Genomic DNA, 21345 nt, shown 5'->3' on the forward strand with positions numbered 1-21345 from the left:
ATCCAACTGCACACCTTTTGGTTCAAGCCTGTCAGCTACTTTGGCTTGTTCAGCCTTAACGAAGCTTACGGTGATTCAGTTAATTAACCATGCTATCAGAAAGCCTGCACCCTAACCGCCTTGTAGCTGGCAGTTTTGCTTCTCCCTCACGGGATTTGCTCCAAATAGGGTTCCATTTATATCCGCTTCCGAACAATGCCATTACTGGCAAAGCCGGGGATATTGGCTTCATCCAACGGAATGGATGGTTTGGTCGGAATTACCGCCAAACAGTTAAATTAAGCGACTTCGTGTCGCACCCACATGTATGAATCAAATGTATTTTCCGTGACATAACGGAAGATCTTAACTTTCTCATTTTGGTTTCCCTGGCGGAGAATACGACCTTCCTGCTGTTCCAGATCAGATGGCTTCCAAGGGCAGTCTAAATGATGAAGAGCAATGAGCCTGTCCTGTATATTTGTACCAGCACCCAGCTTCGGTGTAGAACCAAGAAGTACACGCACATCCCCTGCCCGTACCTTTGCAAACAATTCTGCTTTTTGTGCCTCTGTCCCTGCTTCATGGATAAACCGTATCTCCTCCCGTGGGATGCCTTTTTCCACCAGTTTCTCACGGACATCATCATATACATTAAAAGAACCATCATTTTTTGGTGTCGAAAGATCACAGAAAACAAGCTGTGTTAACTTCCTCTCTGAAGTCTCCTTCCATATGTCAAATACATTTTTTACACAGCGGTTTACCTTACTATCCTCTTCATCCGGCAGCATATCGTTGATCAGTCGCTGATCCAACGCACATTTTCTTCCATCGTTCGTAATCTTCAGCATGTTATCGTCTTTTGCATCTACCACACCGCCCCTTACCAATTCTGCACGGTCTGCAAAGCTGCTTACCATTTCCTTCTGAATTTCACTGGGTTTTAATACTTCATTGATATATTCTGCTTCCGGCACTGGAAGGTTTAACATATCCGCAGTTTGTACATCTGCAGCTTCTTTAAATAGTGAAATAAGTTCCGGAAGATTATAAAAACGGGCGAACCGAGTTTTTGCCCGGTAGCCCGTTCCCTCTGGAGATAATTCAATCGCCGTAACAGTCTCCCCGAAAGAAGCTGCCCATGCATCAAAATGTCCCAATCCCATCTTCTGGATCGTATCATACTGCAGGTAACGCATGATGGTATATAACTCCGTCATACTATTTGAGATCGGGGTTCCTGTTGCAAACGTCACACCCTTACCTCCTGTAATTTCATCCAAATACTGGCATTTCATAAACATATCCGAAGATTTCTGTGCGTCCGTCTGTGAAATACCTGCCACGTTCCGCATTTTTGTATATAAAAAAAGGTTCTTATAGTAATGTGACTCGTCTACAAACAGACGATCCACACCTAACTGCTCAAAAGTAACAACATCATCCTTTCTTGTCTGGTCATTTAGTTTTTTCAATTTTTCCTGCAGCGTTTTTTTCGTTTTTTCCATCTGCTTAACAGTAAACCGAGTCCCCTCTTCCCTTGCCATATCTTCAATCGCAAAGGTAATATCTGCGATCTGACGGTTGATTGTCTCAATCTGCCGTTCTTTTGAAAGAGGGATTTTTTCAAACTGGCTGTGCCCGATAATTACTGCGTCATATTCCCCGGTTGCGATTCTGGAGCAGAACTTTTTTCGGTTTGCCGGCTCAAAATCCTTTTTCGTTGCCACAAGGATATTTGCCCCTGGATAAAGCCTTAAAAAATCATTGCCCCACTGTTCTGTCAGATGGTTTGGCACAACATACAGATTTTTTTGTGCAAGCCCCAGACGTTTACTCTCCATACCAGCAGCAATCATTTCAAAGGTTTTCCCTGCCCCGACACAATGGGCGAGCAAGGTATTCCCTCCATAAAGAACGTGAGCAATGGCATTTTTCTGGTGGGGCATCAAGGTAATCTCCGGTGTCATGCCGGCAAACTGAATATGGCTTCCGTCATATTCACGGGGCCGGGTGCTATTAAACAGTTCGTTGTATGTCCTGCAAATATCCTCCCGGCGCCGTATGTCTTTAAAAATCCAGTCTTTAAATGCTGATTTTATCATTTCCTGCTTCTGCTGAACCAGCATAGTCTCCTTTTTATTCAGGATACGTTTTTCTACGCCATCCTCCATGACCGTATCATAGATTTTTGTATCTTTCAGATTCAGGGCATCTTCCAATAAACGATACGCATTCGCCCTGCCGGTTCCATAGGTTGCCGTAATCAAAGGATTTCCAAAATCCTGTGTTTTCCCCGAAATATTCCATTGTCCATTGATCTTTGCATAAGTGACATTGATAGATTTTCCCAACCGGTATGCTGGCGTATGGAAAATCTCAGCCATAAACCGATTGATGTATTCTGCCTTGATCCATGGAGCACCCAGACGAACCTCTATCTCCGACGCATCCAGTTCTTTAGGCTGCACCCTTCTCAATGCTTCTGCATTGATCTGGAAAGATGGATCATGTTCTGCAGATGCTTCCGCCATCCGCAGTTTTTCACGGACATTCCCGGAAAGGTATTCATCCGAAGTCTCCCATTTCCCATCTAAAGGATTTTTAAAGATTACACCTGCCAGTTCTTCTATCACTGTTTCTTCTGAAGAATCCATAAGCTGTGCCATAAAAGGAATATCAACTTTTGCTCTCTCCCCGATACATACAGCCAGTGCTTCACTTGCAGTATCTACAGAGGTAACAGGTTCCGCACGTTTGATCGTCCTTTTGGTAAATATATCTGCTTTTCGTTTTAATTCCCCATTCTCATCCAATATCTCCAAAGAAGATAAAAGGCAATAGCTGCTGTCCTGGTTAAATGCCCTTCGGTTGGCATTACTGCTGATCAGTCCATACTGGGAGGTAAAGCTGTCATATGCTTTGTTCAGTTCTTCTTGTGCCTTCTGGATTTTCTCTGTCCCTTCTCCGTCCATCTGCAGCTCAATCAATTTCTGTGTGATGTTCCGAATCTCTATCATTCCAAGGACACGCTCTGCAGTCACTTTCGGCAGCTCCACCAGATTCATTTTTGAATTTTCCCGGTAATAGACTTTTCCTTCTATATTTGTAAAGCTGAAATTCTTTACGTTAGGATCAGCAGGGACAGAAACTGCCGCATCCTCCAGTTCCGAATCTTCCAATTCCCTTTCCTCAATGTTTCCCTGGATATGACAGACTGCCTCTTTCAACTGGTCTTTCAGCTTCCTGTCAGGGAGAGCTTTTACTGTAACCTCCTGTTTTCCATACTGGGTACTTTCTGTTGCAAATTCTCCCAACACCATTTCCGGATGCTCTGCAAAATAAGAATTGACCGTATAACCTTCCGGTGTCGTTCCAAGTTCCACCCACCCCGGTTTTTCCAATGATATACGGTCACGTTTCTGAAAAAACAGAATGTCTGCAACAACTCCTGTGTTCGCATTTCTCATAAACGCATTATTTGGCAAACGGATCGCACCTAGAAGCTCTGCCCTGTTTGCAAGATATTCCCGGACTGCCGGATTCTGTTTATCCATAGTCCCGCTTGACGTCACGACTGCAACAACTCCGCCCGGACGCACCAGGTCGATGGATTTAGCCAGAAAATAATCGTGGATCATGAAATTATAACGGTCATATTTCCGGTCAGTGACTTTATACGCACCAAATGGCACATTCCCGATCACGCAGTCAAAAAAACTCTCTGGGTACTCCGTCGTCTCAAACCCCTGGACTGCGATTTCATTCTTCTGGTATAACTGCTTTGCCATTCTTCCTGAAATACTGTCCAGCTCCACACCATACATCTTTGAGCCTGCCATGCTCTCCGGAAGAAGCCCCATAAAGTTTCCCACTCCACAGGAGGGTTCCAGGATATTCCCATTCTTCAGCCCCATATTTTCAAGTGCTTCATACATTGCATGAATGACTGTCGGGGAAGTATAAAAAGCGTTTAACGTAGATGCCCTTGCCGCCTCATATTCTTCTTTGGTCAATGTATCGTATAATTCCCTGTATTCTTCTGCCCAATCTGAATTTTCTTTATCAAAGGCGTTAGGGATACCTCCCCAGCCAACATATCTTGACAACACTTCCTGTTCCTTGGGCGTTGCAAGTCGGTTTTCTTCCTCCAATTTTTTCAACAGATGGATTGCTTCCATATTTGCTTTAAATTTTGCTTTCGGACCGCCTGCACCGAGATCATCATCGGTAATACGGAAATTTACCCGTTCCGCTTTCCCTTCCTGTTTTTCTGGCTTCCATTCTACAGCATTCCCTTTTACTTCCGTTTCCCCCGGAACGATTTCTGAACCATCTGAAAAGTCCTCCAACGGAAGATGACTTTCCTGTCTTTGTGCATTGATCTCCTCTGGTGTCATTACTACAGAAGTCAATTTTTCAATTTCCGATTCAAAACGGTAGCGTTCATTTGCTGATATGCGTTCCATCACATCTGCGATAAGCTGCATCTGTGCCGGCGAAAACTCCGGATTCAGTAACAGCGTAATATCCATCCCATTTTCTGCCGAAGAATAGATTACATCCATCTGCTCAGGAGAAAACTCATCAAAGGAAGTCCCTGCCTTTTCCATAGCCTCTAAAACATGTACATCTATTTGTTCCTCCACGCTTTCATAAAATCCCGCATCGGTATCCTCTGTTCTATCTGCTTCTTCCAGCCCTTGTTCTCCGTTTAGTTTTTGTTGCATCTCTGGTTGAACTTTCGGCGTTATTTCAGGTTCCGGTTCTGATTTCATAAAATCAAACAAGTTCATCTGCCTGCCGGTTCCTTCTATTTCTATCTCCTGCTTCTTCTGTGGAAAAATCGTATAAGTTCCTTCTATGTACTGATGAATTTCTGATAAAATCTGCACACGGTTCTCATATCCATCAAAATCCAACGGAAGCTCGGCAAGTGCGTCATCCATGCCTGCAACAAGCTGTTCTGCTGAATCTGGATCTTCCAATATCCCCGGAAGTTCTTCTCTTGCCTTCTCATAAAAAAAATCTTCTTCAAAGGGACGCTCTATCTCTTCTGGCAGGCGGGCATAAAAACTGATCACACGGTTTGCCATCCGTTCCCGTTCATAGGAGGGCATCCTTGTATAATCCCCCACTTTTAAATAGCTGTCATGATCGATCAAATACTGGACACGTTTTGCAACCGCAGGCCACTTTAATAGAATGCTCACATCTGGATTTCCATAATCCCCCCGTTCCAGTTTCACCCCTTTTCCGTTGTATTCTGCATGGGAATGATCCGCACCGCTGAGTGCATGGCTCTGTCCTCCAATCCCATATTGCTCCTTAATAAACTCCGCCTTTTCTTTTTCTGATTTATCCTGAATAAAAAAGGCATAGGTTGTCAGCCTTCCATCCGAATAAGTCCCGCCACGGGAAAGGAAAGCATCTATTTCATCCTGCGTGATAAAAATTTCATGTTCCTGCCATTGAAACCCTTCCCTTGCCTGATAGGGAACCGCTTCTTTCGCAAATTTCTGAAATTGTGCAGATACTCTGTCCGGACGGTAATAATGGAAACGCATAATTTCTTTATCCATTTCATATGCTTCTGCAAGTCCTTCCAAACGTTCATTAAGGTCTGTAAGAAATTCCGGCTGCTCCAACAAATTTCCGATACGCTCAACCATCTCTGGAAAACCGCCATAAAATATCTGGTTATCTTCAAACACAAGTTCTGATACGCCTTCTGCCATATCACGCTGCATATACGCCAGTACCTCTGCATGTTCTTTGACTGCATTTGCCCTGGCAGCTTCCAAAACAGACTGTGGTGCATATTCACCCTGGCGTAAAAGCTGGTGAATCCGTCCGGAAACTTCCTCCCATGATAAAAAAGCCTTATCCAAGATCTGGTCGTGTATGGTGTGTCCAACTGCAATCTGCATCCCCAGTTCATCATACCAGACAGAATATTCTTTCCCGCCTATCACAAGGCCAATACCGCCCTCACCGTATTCCCGCCGGACAAATTCTGTGTATTCTTCCGGTGTCTGTTCTATCATAAAATTATAAATCATACGAAGATGGCTTCTATCTTTGTTACCGCCCTTTCTCAAAACTTCATCCACCACATCAGAAGGAACGGAAATTTCTCCGGCATATAGAGCTGCCTGCCGTTCTTCGATAGATCGTATCTGCTGTTTTACTGTAGGCAGTTCAGGCAAAGATAAAGCAGAGGCAATTTCTTCCTCTGCTTCACTCAAATCCCGTTCTGTTGTTTCTTCGATTAACTGTACACCAATTCCTTCAAGATGCTCTCTTCTGCCATCGCTGTCAGATTGTTCATGTGGGCTGCCCACCTCATCTGATCCAGTTCTTTGTCCGGTGCCGGATAAGTCTTCAGGAGATTTTCCATCAGGACTTCCATCCTCTCCTGTGCTGTTTTCTCGATCTCCATCAGATGACTGTTCAGCTTCCCGCTCAGCAGCATACTCTGATACCAGTTCTTCTTGTGTTCCTTCAGATAAGTCCTCCGAAGCATCCCGTATTTCCCGATGGTCGTCGGTTCTTCCTCTATGGTCAGGTTCGGAAACAGATAATCTCCTTTGCGATGATATGTCAGTTCCATTCTCTAGTTCTCCTTTCTCTTCGCTTTCACGAATTAACGTGTTAAATTTCTTATTGTTATTATACACAGGATTTTGCGAAAAAGCAAGCTGTTGGGACAATTCTTCCTGATAAAATTTTCTGACTGTCCTTCCTATATCCCTCAGCACGGTTTCTGCCGACTCACAGACAGCATTTCCAAGGAATGCCAGTACCCGCAAATCATTAAAGTCTGTAATCCCTACAAAATCCTCTGCTTCCAGATAGTCCATCGGATCAAGACCACACCGCCTTGCCAATGTATAAAAAAGACTGTCCACCATCAGGTTTCGGAAATTCACACGGATAGAATCCGCATCCATCTCCTCCAGAAAACTGCCTTTCACCTCATAAAAAAGTCCGTCCATAGCTTCCTCCAGATTTTCCTCTGTCATTTCAGAAGCTACTGCAAGCAGGGCATCTCCAAGCCCTGTTGTATCATATCCTGCCACCCCATAAGCGTCGGTGAGATATTCCAGCAGTCTGCCTTCATACCGTTCTTCCATTTTCCATAGATATGGTGTCCTTCCTCCCCTTACCATATGGGTATCTTCTATATCAAATACATAGCGGAGTCTCTGTCTCGGACCAGTATCGTCAATCAGAGCTATCCCCTTCGCCCCACGGTTTACCCACCGTCCCATTTTCTCATTCCATGTTTCCAATTCCGCACAGGCAGTAGCCTGTGGATGCTGTGCGTGGATCAAAAGATTATCTGCAAAAGGATAGCGGTACAATTTTGCCGCTGTATCCAGATACGCCATCCAGTCTCTTGGAGAACTTGCCACATCCGAAGCGGTTTCTTCTGCTAAAACCCTTATATCATTTATTTTTGCCATATATTCCCTTCTTTCTTTTTGTTTTTTCTCCTGCACCCGTTGACTATATAAAGAAATTTAGTTATAATTTTGTTATAAAGAAAAGGAGGTGCAGGATATGCCAACCATTCGTTCCAGTGCTGATCTACGGAACAGCTACAATGAAATTTCCACATTTTGTCATAATTATTCCGAACCGGTATTCATCACCAAAAATGGAAAAGGTGATCTTGCAGTCATGAGCATCGAAGCCTATGAAAATCTGGTCGGTAAGTTTGAGTTATACGGGCTTATCCAGGAAGGTCTTACCGATATTGCAGAAGGTAAAACCCGCCCGTTTTCCGAAGCCATGTCTGATATAAGGAGCCGCAGGAAAAGGTGAATTATCACATTCACATCACACAGACAGCAGAACGGGATATGATAAGTGCTGCCGATTATATTGAATTTACACTCAAAAATCCAGAAGCCGCTGACCATCTGCTGGATACTGCAGAGGAAAAGATCAATGCCCTTTCCCAGTTTCCGCAGAAATTCCCATTGGTCGATGACCGCATCCTTTCTTCCTGGGGGATTCGTTTTACCATCGTGAATAACTATCTCGCTTTTTACCGCATTTCAGAAATAGAGAAACAGGTAACTGTTGTCCGTTTTTTGTATGCCAAAAGTAACTGGGCATCCATCCTCAAAACAGGATTCCCATTACAATAAGACAAAACAAATGTCTCCGCCCTGACCGGCGGAGATTTTTATTCCCTTTTACTTTTTCCTTTGGGAAATTCCAGGTTGAACTCTGCCTTTCCATCCTTCGTTCCCATAATCAGATACGCATTAAAGTATCTGTCCTTTTTGACAGAATACAGATCTTTCACAAATACCCTGCCTTCTTTCAGAAGTTCCGCTGCCATACGTTTATCCATGTTTTTCCTCATTCCGGCAAGAAAACGGTTTTCTTTCCAAAGTGCAAAGGAACAATCCCGACTGTCACAGTAAAAATTATGTTTTCCTTCATAAACCGGACTCTGGCATACCGGGCAAATACCGATTGCTTCTTTGTCCTGAAACTGTCTGCGTTCTTCTGAAGATATGCTCCTGCAATCCGCAAGAATTTCTTCCAGCAGCTTTATGATCCCCTCCATAAATCTTTCACTGTCTGCCTTTCCTCTTTCAACCGCAAGCAGCTCATTTTCCCACTGTGCTGTCATGGCTGCTGATTTCAGTTGTTCCGGCAGGATAGATACCAGTTCCCTCCCTTCCGTAGTAGGAAGAATCTGCTTTCCTTTTCGGACAGCATAATGGGAAGATACCAGTTTTTCGATGATTGAAGCCCTGGTTGCCGGTGTGCCCAGACCTTTTTTCTCCGTTTCTTTTTCAAACTCTTTATTTCCAGCAGTCTCCATTGCAGCAAGAAGTGTATCTTCACAAAATGGCTTCGGCGGTGCTGTAAAGCACTCCTTACATGCTGCCTGTATCTCCGGGAACACATGACCTTTTTTCAGATATTCCGGGAATATTCCTTCTTCCTCTTCATCCTCTTTTTCTGCCCCTGCTGATACTTTTTTCTGAAAAGCTGCTTCTACCTCTTTATATCCCATCTGCTCTGTTCTTTTTCCCTTTGCATAAAACTCATGTCCGGCACAGGTAACCGTAATTTCTGCCTGCTCATACTGGAAATCTTCTGCCACAGCTTTTAACACCTGCATGGAAGTCAGATATAAAAGACTCCTCTTCTTTTCCGAAAGTCCTGTCCACTCTGCTTTCATTGCCTGCTTTGTCGGCAGTATCGCATGGTGGTCTGTAACTTTTGCCGGATTGACCACACGCTTTACATCCGCATAAAAGGAAAAATCAAGAAATTCTTCCATCATATCCCCTGCAAGTTCCAGAAGTGTTTCCTCCATATCACTGGTCACATACCGGCTGTCTGTCCTCGGATAAGTAAGCAGCTTTTCTTCGTACAATTCCTGCAGTGTGTCCAGTGTTTCTTTTGCCGTATAACCAAACAGACGGTTTGCTTCTCTTTGGAGCGTTGTCAGGTCATATAATTTCGGTGGCAAACCTCTCTTTTTTTCACGATTTACCTCTATGACCTCTGCGGATTTTCCACTGCATAATGCAGCAAGCTGTTCTGCTTCTGTCCGGTCTTTGATACTTTCCGAAACAAATATCATATCTCCAGCCATCAGCCTGACCTTATAATAGGTTTCCTTTACAAAATGCTCGATCTTTTCCTGGCGTTCCACCAACATGGCAAGTGTCGGCGTCTGCACTCTTCCAACCCGGAAAGTTTTGCCATAAGTCGTAGTAAAAGCCCTGGTTGCATTCATACCTACCAGCCAGTCTGCTTTTGCACGGCAGACAGCCGCCTCTGCCAGATTTTGATATTCTGTCCCGTTTTTCAAATGAGCAAAGCCCTCTGAAATGGCAGCATCTTCCATAGAACTGATCCACAACCTTTTGACAGGAAGCTTACTGCCTGACAATTCATAGACTCTCCGGAAGATCAGTTCTCCTTCCCTTCCTGCATCACAGGCATTTACTACATATTCCAGATCTTTCCGGTTCAAAAGCATTTTTAATACCTCGAACTGTTTCCTGGTACTTTGTGATACCAGAATTTTCCAATTTTCCGGCAGAATCGGAAGGTCCTCAAACCTCCACTTTTTATACGTTTCCCCGTAAACTTCCGGCGGTGCATATTCTGCAAGATGCCCGACACACCAGCTTACGATGCAGTCTCTTCCCAAAAGGAATCCATCCTTCTTCTGATAAGCTCCGATCACCTTTGCCAAAGCCTGTGAAACACTCGGCTTTTCTCCAATTACCAAATACATAACATATCCTCCTTCACTAAAATAAGGGCAGCCTTATTGGACTGCCCGTTTCCTGTCATTCCATATCCTTATTCATCCTCATCTTCATTGACCGTTTCCAGACCATCCCCTATTTCAAGGTTTTCACTGGGTGCTTCCTCTGTTTCCTTTTTGGAACGTATCTTCAGAAAATAAAAACCACCAAGTCCCAGGAGCGCCACAAGACCGATCACACCCATCATGTTTTTACTGCCATCCTTCTGCGGCTCTTCTTCCTTCGGCTTTTCCTCTGGCGGCTGTTCTGTTTCCGGAATCACTACACTCGGCTCTGTTTCTGGTTCCTTTTTCTCAGATTCGTCTAAAAATTCCTGCAGGTCATTTTCATCAATCGTAGAAAGCATATAGACATTCTGCGTGTTCTGCGCCTTGTCTACCACCAGATAAAAGGTGTTGTTATTAGCTGTACGGATTGTATAAAATTCTTTGCTGGAATCCTTTGTGATATGGTCTACGACTTCTCCATTTCCGGGTACAGAAAAAGCATCTTCTGGTGTAACTTCCTCTTCTTCCACAACCGGTTTCTCTTCTGCCGGCGGCGCTTCCGTCTGTTGTGCCTGCTTTTCTGCCTCTGCGACTGCATTTTCATCCACATTCGCATATGCGGTCACTCCGTTTGCCCCAAACAGGCACACAGCCGTTACTGCCATAAGAACCAGTATCTTACGAATTTTCTTCCATTTCATATCCTAAATCCTCACTTTCTGATGCTTCCTGCACCATTTCTTCATCCTCTTTATCCAGAGCCAATGTATCCTCCGGCTCCTTCCCTTTTGCGATCACAAAGGAACCCTCCTGCAGTCCGCAGAGCAGTTCAAATAATTCCCTGGGCGGAAGTTTCATCCCACGGATACTTTTGATGATCTCCATATCTTCATCCTGTTTCTGCATTGCCTGCACATTCCTCAGATGCTCCTGAAGCTGTGCAATCTTTTCTTTTGTTTTCTCTGTTTCATCCAGATAGCGTTTTAATTTTTTGTTCACTGTACCCTTTCTCCTTTCCATCATGGCAAACGTCCGAACGCCATGAAATGCTGTTGCCAGTAAGACGTTTCAATACTGGTATATTTAATAGGATCGCCACAATGGATCATCATGCCGTTTCCTACATAAATTCCCACATGGCTCGCTCCCGGCGTATTGTATGTACCCTGGAAAAAGATCAAGTCTCCGGGCTTTGCCTGTGAGGAAGGAACCTGTGCACAGCACCCCCGCAGTCCGTCTGCAGTCTGCCGCCCTACATTCCATCCATTCCCGCAATTGTTGATCACCCAGCTTACAAAACCGGAACAGTCAAAACTGGTACTCGGTGATGCACCTCCCCATACATACGGGTAACCGAGATATTTTTCTGCTTCACGAATCATATTTGCAAATTTTTCATCCGATAATGCCTCCGGCGGTATTTCATAACCAAAGCCACCTCCGCCAGATGGAAGGGACTGAATATCAAAAAGATAAGAACGGTTTCCATAGGTGTGATTGTAGAGGTCATATCGCTCTTCTTCGGCATCTGTCATACGTTTTCTCAGCACTGTATCCAGATCATGGTTGGTAAGGGTAACATCCATACGGTTAATTTCATGTGTCTGCGTCACTTCCACCTCCCGGTTTCCATTATCGTCTGCAATAAAGGCTTCCCATGTCTGGTGTCCATGTGCAGACGCCGTTGCATGATTGCCATAATAAACATCGAACTGAACACCGTACTGATCGAAAGCTCCTGTATCCTCTACGGTGTACTCCACTCCATTCATCACAACTTTTGTCCCCATAGGTACAAATGGATTGGATGCATCCACTGCAATCGTATGGTTTGCTGTAGGATAAACACCGCTTGCAGTTGGTCCGCCTGACCACTGACCACAGCAGATGGAACAATTACAATAGCCGCTGGTCACTACATTTCCAAGGGATTCTCCCACCCGCACTGTCCTTGTTTCTGTCACAGTTTCCCTGTGCGACTGTGTACGGATGGAATATTGTTCTTCAAATATCTCCTGCAGCTCCTCTGCCACCTGAGCATAGGTAAATTCACCATATTTCACTGTAAAATAGGAAATCAAATGATATGGGTTATGGCTGATCTCATCAATATTGTAACGGTATTCATCGTGTCCCTCATGGCGGTTCTCCATGCTGTTGATCTGTTCATTCAATGCCGCTTCCAATTCCGCATAAGCATTTTCCACTGCATAAATATCAGCATCCGTGCTGGCATAAGTTGTCCCTACAAAAGTAGTTCCAAATCCCTGTATCCCTGCCCCGCAGCTTGCAAGAGAAGTAGACATCAGGGCAAATAGAAGAGCAAAAATACCCAGTCCCACAAGCAGACCGCTGTTCCTTTGGAAAATCTCTTTCGCTACCTGTCTTGCCTTTACTGTCATACTTTGTACTGCTTTTACTGTATGTGCGGACTTCTTTCCATCTTTTGCAGCTTCATAGGCTTCTGTAATACGCCGCTTCTGCCAGAATCGTTTTATCTGTGCTTTCTTCTTTGCTTCACTCTGTGCTGCTTTCCCGGACATCCTTTCTGCTTCTTTTCCGCCCTCTGACATTCCAAAATGAAGAGTCTTCGGTCTGCTCTCCGGCATCTGTTTTTCCTTGAGACGCCCTGCATAAGACGAATGCTTTTTTCTCCTTTCCTGGACATTTTTCAGCACTTTTGCTGCCTGCTCCGCTGCAAGTTCACTTTCCAGCACACCCTCTATTGCTGCATTATCAGAAGCGTCTTCTTTGATTTTTCCACGGAGCTGTGCCTTTGCCGCCATTGCAGTCACACTGACGGCTTTTTTTCCGAACCCCGTTCCTGCACCTTTTACAAAACCTGTATCTTCATCATCAAAGGAAAGACGGCTGCCTTTTTTCTTCCCATCTTGTCCTGGATGTTCATGGAATTTTTTTGCTTCCTCTCCATCATCCGAAAAATTCTTTCCTTTATCAGAAGCCGCTTTCTTTCCTGCATATTCCTGAACCAGACGTTTTTTCCGGTTATGAATAACCGCTTCCTTTTTCTCCTTATATTCATCATCAGAAATTTCTTCTGTTTCCTGAAACTGTTCCATCCGTCTGGAGCTTTCTCTTATGGATTCTTTCTTTTCCTTTATCTTTTGATCCGATACAGGCTTTCTATGTCTCATTTTGGGCAAAGAAGAAACCGCCCTTTCAGGCGGTTCGCACTCTTTTTCCATATCCAGTTTTTGCGTTTCATGTTCCTCTGGCTTCTGTCCGTTTGTTTCCTTTTCTCTGTAAAGTCTCCTTTTTCTATTTGGGGAAACTTCTTTTTCGTCCCCGGTATCCGATTTTTCCTCCGGGGAGCGTATTTTCGGGGGTGCTTCTGCCTTATGGCTGATTGATGTCTGGCTCCCATCTGACAGATTTTCTTCCATAAGTCCATCCCTGCTCATTTTCTGAACCTTTTTCTCCCTGGCTCTATATTCCTTCCCTGCCATCTGTATTTCCCCCTCTCCTGCTGTCGTTGATCTGCTTCGCTACAACCACCATCCTTCCATTTTTCTGTGAATACTCACAGGTTGATAACGTCAGAAGCTTCTCGCCATACCCCGCCTGGCAGCCTGTCTCATAAAGAGAACGTTCCTTACATTCTGAAACAAAAGTATCATATTCCTGCTTTTCATCCGCTGCGGCAAATGTATAGTAGGCAAAGCCACTTTCGGTATAAACCGATGTAGAAAATGCCGCCATGATTTCATATTTCTCGTTCCCATGAAGTGTTTTCAGGGAAATATATTTATGTTCCTGATAGAAAGTTTCTGATTTATAATCCTCCAACGCCGCAAACATTTTCCCACTGTTCATGTGATGACCATATATGATCAGATTGTCACAGGCATCCGGATCACAATGCTCTGCTACAAATAAGGAACCATTTGCTGACCATTCTCCATAAAAATCACGCTTGAGATAGTAGTTCTTATCCTGTGGGCGGTACATAACCGGATAATCAATAACCGTTCCCTCTACCGCAAGCCACGCAACACAATCGGGATTTTCTCCGTGCAGGGCAAGCAGTCCTTCATCCACCGCTTCTATAGGATTGCCCTTTTCTTCCTGAAAAGGCTCTGTCCTTGTCGGCTTTTCATAAATATTCCGTATCGTTTCATAAATCTGGTTGTCCTTTTTCTCTTCCATATACATCCCCATCAGGGAATAAATACTAAGTGTAAGCAGCACAATGGAAGAAAAAAGAAGCAAACCAGCCAGCCACTTTTTCATTCTGTATCCTCCGCTTTGACTTCTTCTGTTTTCTCCTGCTTTTCAAGGTCAGACGGTCTGGTTGTCATATAGCTGTACAGCTTCAATGACTTGTCGAAACGGTCAATAAATGGAATGATTACATTGCCATAAAAAATCAAGCCTTCGCCCTCTCCGCTGTTTGTCACATAGGAAAGCTGATGTGGGGAAATATTAAGCTGTTTTGCAAGAATCTGTCTGTCCCCTGCAGCCTGATTGAGCATATAGATAAAGTCACTGTTTTCAAAAATATTTTCAATTTCCCGGCTTGCCAGCAGGTCTTTAATATTCTGCGTGATCCCAGTCGGGATACCTCCCCACTTTCTGAAGCGCTTCCAGATTTCCACGCTATATGCTGCAGTCTGTTCTTCTTTCAGAAGCAAATGGAACTCATCTATATAATATCTGGTGGACTTATGGGCACAACGGTTGATCGTTACCCTGTTCCAGACCTGATCCTGTACAATGAGCATCCCCAGCTTTTTAAGCTGCTTGCCCAAATCCTTGATGTCAAAACAGACAATCCGGTTATTCAATTCCACATTCGTCTGATGGTTAAATACCTTTAAGGAACCATTGACGTAAATCTCCAATGCAGTCGCAATCCTCTGTGCCTGCACTTCTTCCTGTTCACGCAGACAACGGTACAAGTCTCCCAATACCGGCATATTTTCCGGAATCGGATTTTCAAAATATTTCTGATAGACAATGGGCAGGCAACGGTCAATGACAGACTTTTCTTCTGCTTCGATCCCGTTCCTGCTTCCCATGATCAGCTCGCACAGGGAGAGGATAAAATCACTTTTTACCCCTAATGGGTTATCATCATCCGAATAATCCATATTGATGTCCATAGGGTTGATGTAATCGTGACTGGTAGAAGAAATATGGATTACCTGCCCTCCCAGTGCATGGACAAGTGGATAATACTCACCCTCCGGATCTCCGATAATAATGTCATCCTGCGTAACAAAGAACGCATTTGTAATCTCACGTTTTGCAGAAAATGACTTTCCGGAACCCGGCGTACCAAGGATCAGTCCATTCGGATTTTTAAGTTTCTTTCTGTCCACCATGATCATGTTATTGCTGAGTGCATTCAATCCATAATACAGGGATTCCCCTGCCATAAAAAGCTCCTGTGTAGTAAATGGAACGAAGATTGCCGTAGAAGTTGTCGTGAGTGCCCGTTTGATCGGAACATGGTTCACACCAAGGGGAAGGCTGCTCATCAGCCCTTCCTCCTGCAGATAATCCAGCCTCCTTAACACGCAGTTAAATTTCTGTGCAATTCCCGCAGTCTGAAATACAGCATTTTCAAGCTCCTGCTTTGTTTTCGCTGTATTAAAAAAGAGCGCTGTTACAAGGAACATACGCTCATTTCTGGACTGGAGATCTTCAAGCAGCCGTTTTGCTTCCCCTCCATAGGTATTGAGGTCGGAGGGGATGATGTCCATATCATACCCGGAACGTACTGCCTTTTTCTGTTCTTCAATTTTCATACGGTTAATATCTGTAACCTTACTTTTCACCAGCTTGATTGCCTTCATCTGGTCTACAGACTGCACATGGAGATTAACGATCAGGTTTTTATCCATATCCAGAAATTCTGCAAGCATTTTATCAGTCAGCTCCGGTGCAAGGATCTGAAGATAAGATACCGCCCCGATGGTGTTCCCCATCTGGAATGTCTTTCCATCCTTAAACACAAAACTGGTAGGTGCGATAAAGTCCTTTGTCCCAAGCCCAGTTTTTACGAGCTGGCTGTAATCAAACCGGAACGGTACATTATTCTCCGGATTAAAGGTTTCATAGAGAATTTGCAGCCGTTCCTCTCCATTTAAAGGATAAGCAGTCACGCCAAGCACCTTGAAGTTATTCAGAATATCTGCTTCGATACGCTCCAGCTTTGGCTTTGCTTCACGGATATTCTCTGCTTCAATAGAAAACGTGATATACTTCGTCTTGACCAGACCATTATTCCCTTTTGCCAACTGGTTCTTTAACATCTGTGCATATTCCATACGCACTTCATCAAACTGGTCATTCTGTGGCTGGATACGGATCACCTGTTCAAATTCCTTCATACTGCTTTTATGGTTGATAAAAGAAAGCTGGAAATGGATTGTGCTGTCAAAATAATTAAGGAAGTCACACCAATTCTCAAAGATTGCATTTTTATCCTCATTCTGTGCCAACTGATAATTCAAGTCGTAGAAACGGATACATTTGGAATAAACCCTGTCCTGAACCCGGCAGATTCCATCCTTCCCCATTTCTTTATATGCAATAGTTTTCTGGACAGACAGGCTCTTCTCTCTTTCCCTTTTTTGGGAGGATTTTGTATTTCCCGCTGTTTTTTTGCCTGCCGGCTTTTTCTGTTCCAAGGGATAGTTTCTTCCGCCTCTCTTTTTCTGCCGTTTCAGTTGTTTTGCTTCTTCCTTTGCCTTACGTTTCTCCCTTTTTCTCTGCTCTTTCTTATTGATCTTCTCCCACTTTAAATCCTCTTTTCTACGGAGTTTCTCTTCTTTTTTAAGTCTTTTTTCTCTTTTTCGGAGATGCTTCTCCCGTCTTGTCATGCTTCGTCCCTCCCTTCGTTTTCCTGTTTTCTTCCATATGGTCCGGCATTCCCCCTTCAAATAGATTCACGGTTTCGTACCTGCGGACTGACGGCCGCAAAATTTTTACCCGGATGATATTGGATAAGATCTGTTCCAGGTGCATCCCATCCTTTTCGTACATGGCAAACAAAAATGCCGGGAGCATCAAAATCACCATGCCTGTGGCGGCATTGCTTGTCCCAAGTGTGTTTCTTGTAAGAAAATAAAAAGGGATGCCCAGTGCTGCCCCCAGCAGGATGCAGATAATCTGGCGTTTTGTAAGGTTGAACGCCACTTTATTTTTTACTTTTGTCAAGTCCTTTGGAACCTGCACATAAGCCATTTTCAATCACTTCCTTCCATACAACTATCCTTTGCCATTCATTTTTTAATGGCTGTTAAAAATACTCTTACTCAGGCTTCCTGTTTTCATCAGGCTGAAACATAAAATTACTGTATATGCTGCCACCCCAAAAAGTGCCGAGCTTAGGTCACCAGACATTTGCAGACCAGATACCAGTACCGCATAAATTCCAACACAAACCATCATCAGAAATGCCTGGAATGCAAGTGCAAACAGCCCCCGGAAATAATTTAACCCGATCTGCCCCCATTCCTTATTGGACATAGTTGCAAACGGGATTGGTGCAACGGAAGTGTAGAGGTAAATTTCAATCATACGCCCATACATGATGACCGTAATCACAACAGACATAATCTTCATACCAAAACTGACAATCAGCGTTTCCAGTGCCAACACAACAAGATCCCCAATCTCCATCGCTTCCATTGTTGTCTCTATATCCGCAATCGCTTCACTGATGTCAATGGCTGTATCCCCGCTGATCACCCCGGCGGCTGAGTTGACCACCGACTGCCCTACGTCAAAAACAGCCATTGTAATAGTAAACGTATTGCTTACCAGATACACAGCGATCCACATTTTCACAAAATACTTGAAGAACATCCAGGTATCAATTTCGTGCATATTGTTGCGTTCTGTCAGCATGGAGATCAGTTCATAACAAAGGACAAATGTAATGATCATCCCGGCAATAGGAATGATCACAGAATTTGAAAGCCCCTGTATCATGTTAAAAATGCTGCTGTTCCACCCCTGCGGTGTCTGTCCAACCTGAGCCGCTATCTGTCCCGTTTTATCATTTACATCCGTAAACATGGTGGTCAGGTTGGACTGTACCATACCAGTCAGTAATTCCCTCATCCACTCCTCGATTGCTTCAAAAATACTATCGAACATGGATGTACTCCTTTCCTTTCAGATTTATCCGAATAGCCCGGAAAGCAGCGGAATCAACTGAGTTCCGATAAGGATAACCCCGCCTCCACTCATAAGCTGCTTGATTCCCTGTGATTTTGCACCCGGATTATCGTTGCCGTAACCTTCCATCAAGTTAATAACACCCCATACACCTAAACCTGCACCAATCGCCACAACAAGCGTCTGCAGAATGGTAATTGCTGAACTAAAAAATTGCATATCGTTACCTGAAATCCAGATTATTCATGGTTATTGCACAGGATTAAAAAAGCCGCTGTACTCTGCAGCGACTCTGTCTCTGGATTTCTTTTCCTTTCTTATTTTTTGTAATTCCTGTGCTTATGTTTTTATTTTTTCTTACAGGCTCCGCCCTGACTGGCGGACGAAAATGCTGACATGTTCTGTACTTAATCTTCCCCATCATCCTCCCACATCTCAAATTCATCATTGACCGTCATTACAAGCTCGTGCTTTAAATCTTTTTCCACATCATAGGTATTCCTCTTGTCAAAATCTGCCAGTTCCCGGTACTGCTTATGTTTGGTTATGTCAAATTTATCACTAAAAAACGGACGCACACCACGAAGTTGCAGGATACATTTATTTCCGTCCATTACCGCCAGTTCATCCCGGCTCATCAGTTCTTTTCCTGTTTTTTGGTAATTCAGACCATAAGATCGGCTTTGCCCACGGGTATCGGAAGTATTGTACAGATCAATGGTTTCCTTCCCCAGCGTTTCCGAAATTTCCTTTAAAGTAGAACCTTCCTTTCCTCCCAGGAACAGCATCGTATCACAATTCCCCAGAATGGTTTCTGCAGCATCCTTATAAATTGTCTTTAACTGGCTTTGTGACTGCAAAATAATAGAAGCCGATATTTCACGGCTTCTGATTGTGGCAATCAACTTATCAAATTTTGGAATCTGACCGATATTAGCAAACTCGTCAAGCAGAAGCCTGACGTGATAGGGAAGCCTTCCCCCATGCACATCATCCGCCCGGTCACATAATAAATTAAATAACTGAGTGTACATGATTGCTACGATAAAGTTAAAGGTATCATCCGTATCAGAAATGATTACGAACATCGCAGTACGCTGATCCCCCATCATATCCAATTCCATCTCATCATAAGAAGTCAGCTCTCGCAGTTCTGCAATATCAAAGGGAGCAAGTCTTGCACCGCAGGAAATCAAAATACTTTTTGCTGTTTTTCCTGCCGCCAGTTTGTATTTTTTATATTGGCGTACTGCAAAATGCTCCGGCTTTTCCCTCTCCAGTTCCTCAAAAAGTTCATCCACTGCATTTTTAAATTCTTCATCATCCTCCCTTGCTTCGGAAGCATTGATAAATTCCAGTAAAGTAGAAAAATTCTGTTCTTCCTCCGGTGCTTCATAGTAAATGTAGCCGATCAGGGCACAATACAAAAGCCTTTCGGCTTTTATCCAGAAATCTTCCGAAGATTTTTCCCCTTCTCCTTTGGTATTTGCAATGATTGTATTTACCAGTTTCAGAATATCCTTTTCGGAACGGATATACATAAACGGGTTATAGTGCATACTTTTTTTGAAATTGATCGTGTTCAGTACCTTGATTTTATAGGGTTCATACACTACATTCCCCTTACTGTCCCGGACAGGCTTCCCATCTTTCATTTTGGGGGAACCTTTCTTGAGCATTTTCCCACACTCTACCAGGATCGTGCCCTTCGGATCAGTGACCACATAGCTGACGTTTGGTGACATCTGCATCAGATTCGGTTTCACATAAAAGCGTGTCTTACCACTGCCGGAGCCGCCGATCACAATCACATTTTTATTTCTCGCATACTTCGGATGTTTCGGACGGCTGTTCATGGTAAGCCTCTCTGTCTGTGTAAGAAGTACGTTGTTTTCAAAAACAGGATCAATAAACGGTTCTATGTCCTTTGCCGTTCCCCAACGGGCAGAACCGTATTCCTCTCCCTGCCGGAACTTCTTTGCATTTTTCCCTTTAAAATACACAACCAGACGGAACGCTGATGCTCCTATGATACCTACTGTAATATCCTGCAGATGCAGGCTCGGAAAAGGATTCTGAAATGCAAGGGAAAAATTCAGAAACAAATTCATAAGCTTCCTTACCATACTGTCCCCTGTGCAGTAACGGTATAACCAGGCTTCCTTTTCTACCAGATAAAAAATGATAAAATAGGGAAAATTCCTTATGAGCAGCGTTTTCATATCAAGCCTTCCAAACTGCTCTTTTACTTTTCCCTGAACCATGGCAAGCCACGCACTTCCACCGGTCTTTTCCGAAGGCAGCTTTCTCTTTGCTGCCTTCCCCTCTCCGTTCTTTCTTTTTAACTGCTGTTTTCTCATCTTATAGGCTCTGCCCCCTGTCTTTCTGTTTTGTTTTTTCTCTCTCACGCTGTTTTGCTGCTTTCTCTTTCGCAAGAGACAATCTTTTGCGGATGGAAACCCGTTTGTTCTTATTCAGTACCACGCCGCTGTATTCCTGGAATGCTTTTGTCATAACATCCACATCTTTCGCCTTAAAAAAGACCATATACTTTGGCGGTTCAACAGACTTATCTTTCCTCAGGCTGTAATCAATCCCGTATTTCCGGGCAACTTTATCAAAAGATTTGATATTATTGTCCGTCACTTCAATATTAGTAAGCTGGCTTCCCTGATCCATCAGCTTTTTTAAAGTCTGCTTTCCTCTTACCGGGGCATTTTTTTCAGCCTTCTCCTGTGCTGCCTTCTCTGCTTTCTTATGTTTTACCTCCTGTTTATGCTTTTCCCTGTCTGAAAGATACTTCCGCATCAACCCTTTTAAAACATCCGCCGTCATTTTCGCACATCTGGTACATAAGGCAATCGTTTTCTGATTCACTTCTTCCTGCATCTTATCTGCCGGATTTTCCG

At 43.9% G+C, this 21345-nt stretch carries 14 protein-coding genes; 2 read left to right on the forward strand and 12 right to left on the reverse strand.

Annotated elements, in window-relative coordinates; translation table 11 throughout:
• Nucleotides 1–278: 278 nt before the first annotated feature.
• On the reverse strand, nucleotides 279–7451 hold the full coding sequence (locus tag DWZ44_RS19085; protein ID WP_117804285.1) for an Eco57I restriction-modification methylase domain-containing protein: 7173 nt from the start codon (nucleotides 7449–7451) through the stop codon (nucleotides 279–281).
• A 97-nt stretch (nucleotides 7452–7548) separates the two neighbouring features.
• On the opposite strand from DWZ44_RS19085, the gene DWZ44_RS04245 reads away from it, so the two are divergent.
• Together DWZ44_RS04245 and DWZ44_RS04250 are read left to right on the forward strand one after the other, a co-directional pair.
• Complete coding sequence (locus DWZ44_RS04245) at nucleotides 7549–7812, forward strand: type II toxin-antitoxin system prevent-host-death family antitoxin (RefSeq protein ID WP_117804286.1); 264 nt, start codon at nucleotides 7549–7551, stop codon at nucleotides 7810–7812.
• Complete coding sequence (locus DWZ44_RS04250; protein WP_117804287.1) at nucleotides 7809–8141, forward strand: type II toxin-antitoxin system RelE/ParE family toxin; 333 nt, start codon at nucleotides 7809–7811, stop codon at nucleotides 8139–8141. The genes DWZ44_RS04245 and DWZ44_RS04250 overlap by 4 nt, the downstream gene beginning before the upstream one ends.
• Nucleotides 8142–8179: 38 nt before the next feature.
• Here the strand turns inward: DWZ44_RS04250 and DWZ44_RS04255 are convergent, their stop codons facing one another.
• The 11 genes from DWZ44_RS04255 to DWZ44_RS04305 form a co-directional block, all read right to left on the reverse strand.
• The gene (locus tag DWZ44_RS04255; RefSeq protein ID WP_117804288.1) at nucleotides 8180–10264 is read right to left on the reverse strand and encodes a DNA topoisomerase 3; all 2085 of its coding nucleotides are present in this window, start codon (nucleotides 10262–10264) and stop codon (nucleotides 8180–8182) included.
• A gap of 68 nt (nucleotides 10265–10332) precedes the next feature.
• Nucleotides 10333–10986 (reverse strand): CD1107 family mobile element protein, encoded by a 654-nt coding sequence (locus DWZ44_RS04260; protein ID WP_117804289.1) that lies wholly within the window; start codon nucleotides 10984–10986, stop codon nucleotides 10333–10335.
• Nucleotides 10964–11284 (reverse strand): DUF4315 family protein, encoded by a 321-nt coding sequence (locus DWZ44_RS04265; protein WP_158565825.1) that lies wholly within the window; start codon nucleotides 11282–11284, stop codon nucleotides 10964–10966. The genes DWZ44_RS04260 and DWZ44_RS04265 overlap by 23 nt, the downstream gene beginning before the upstream one ends.
• Nucleotides 11285–11304: 20 nt before the next feature.
• A complete protein-coding gene (locus DWZ44_RS04270; protein WP_117804291.1) occupies nucleotides 11305–13752 on the reverse strand; it encodes a C40 family peptidase in 2448 nt (815 codons plus the stop codon).
• Nucleotides 13733–14536 carry a class B sortase gene (gene srtB / locus DWZ44_RS04275; RefSeq protein ID WP_117804292.1) on the reverse strand — a complete coding sequence of 268 codons (804 nt, stop codon included), beginning with the start codon at nucleotides 14534–14536 and terminating at the stop codon, nucleotides 13733–13735. The genes DWZ44_RS04270 and srtB overlap by 20 nt, the downstream gene beginning before the upstream one ends.
• The gene (locus tag DWZ44_RS04280; RefSeq protein ID WP_117804293.1) at nucleotides 14533–17133 is read right to left on the reverse strand and encodes a VirB4-like conjugal transfer ATPase, CD1110 family; all 2601 of its coding nucleotides are present in this window, start codon (nucleotides 17131–17133) and stop codon (nucleotides 14533–14535) included. The genes srtB and DWZ44_RS04280 overlap by 4 nt, the downstream gene beginning before the upstream one ends.
• Entirely contained in the window at nucleotides 17087–17497 is a 411-nt protein-coding gene (locus tag DWZ44_RS04285) for a PrgI family protein (protein ID WP_117804294.1), read from the reverse strand. The genes DWZ44_RS04280 and DWZ44_RS04285 overlap by 47 nt, the downstream gene beginning before the upstream one ends.
• Nucleotides 17498–17542: 45 nt before the next feature.
• Complete coding sequence (locus DWZ44_RS04290; protein ID WP_117804295.1) at nucleotides 17543–18415, reverse strand: VirB6/TrbL-like conjugal transfer protein, CD1112 family; 873 nt, start codon at nucleotides 18413–18415, stop codon at nucleotides 17543–17545.
• Nucleotides 18416–18439: 24 nt separating this feature from the next.
• Nucleotides 18440–18655, reverse strand: coding sequence for a Maff2 family mobile element protein (locus DWZ44_RS04295; RefSeq protein ID WP_117804296.1), 216 nt, complete (start codon nucleotides 18653–18655; stop codon nucleotides 18440–18442).
• Nucleotides 18656–18843: 188 nt separating this feature from the next.
• Complete coding sequence (locus DWZ44_RS04300) at nucleotides 18844–20658, reverse strand: VirD4-like conjugal transfer protein, CD1115 family (protein WP_370810286.1); 1815 nt, start codon at nucleotides 20656–20658, stop codon at nucleotides 18844–18846.
• 139 nt (nucleotides 20659–20797) lie between these two features.
• Entirely contained in the window at nucleotides 20798–21325 is a 528-nt protein-coding gene (locus DWZ44_RS04305) for a PcfB family protein (RefSeq protein WP_117804297.1), read from the reverse strand.
• Between the last annotated feature and the right edge of the window lie 20 nt (nucleotides 21326–21345).

This window comes from Blautia sp. AF32-4BH (assembly GCF_003460565.1).
Classification (GTDB): Bacteria; Bacillota; Clostridia; order Lachnospirales; family Lachnospiraceae; genus Fusicatenibacter; species Fusicatenibacter saccharivorans.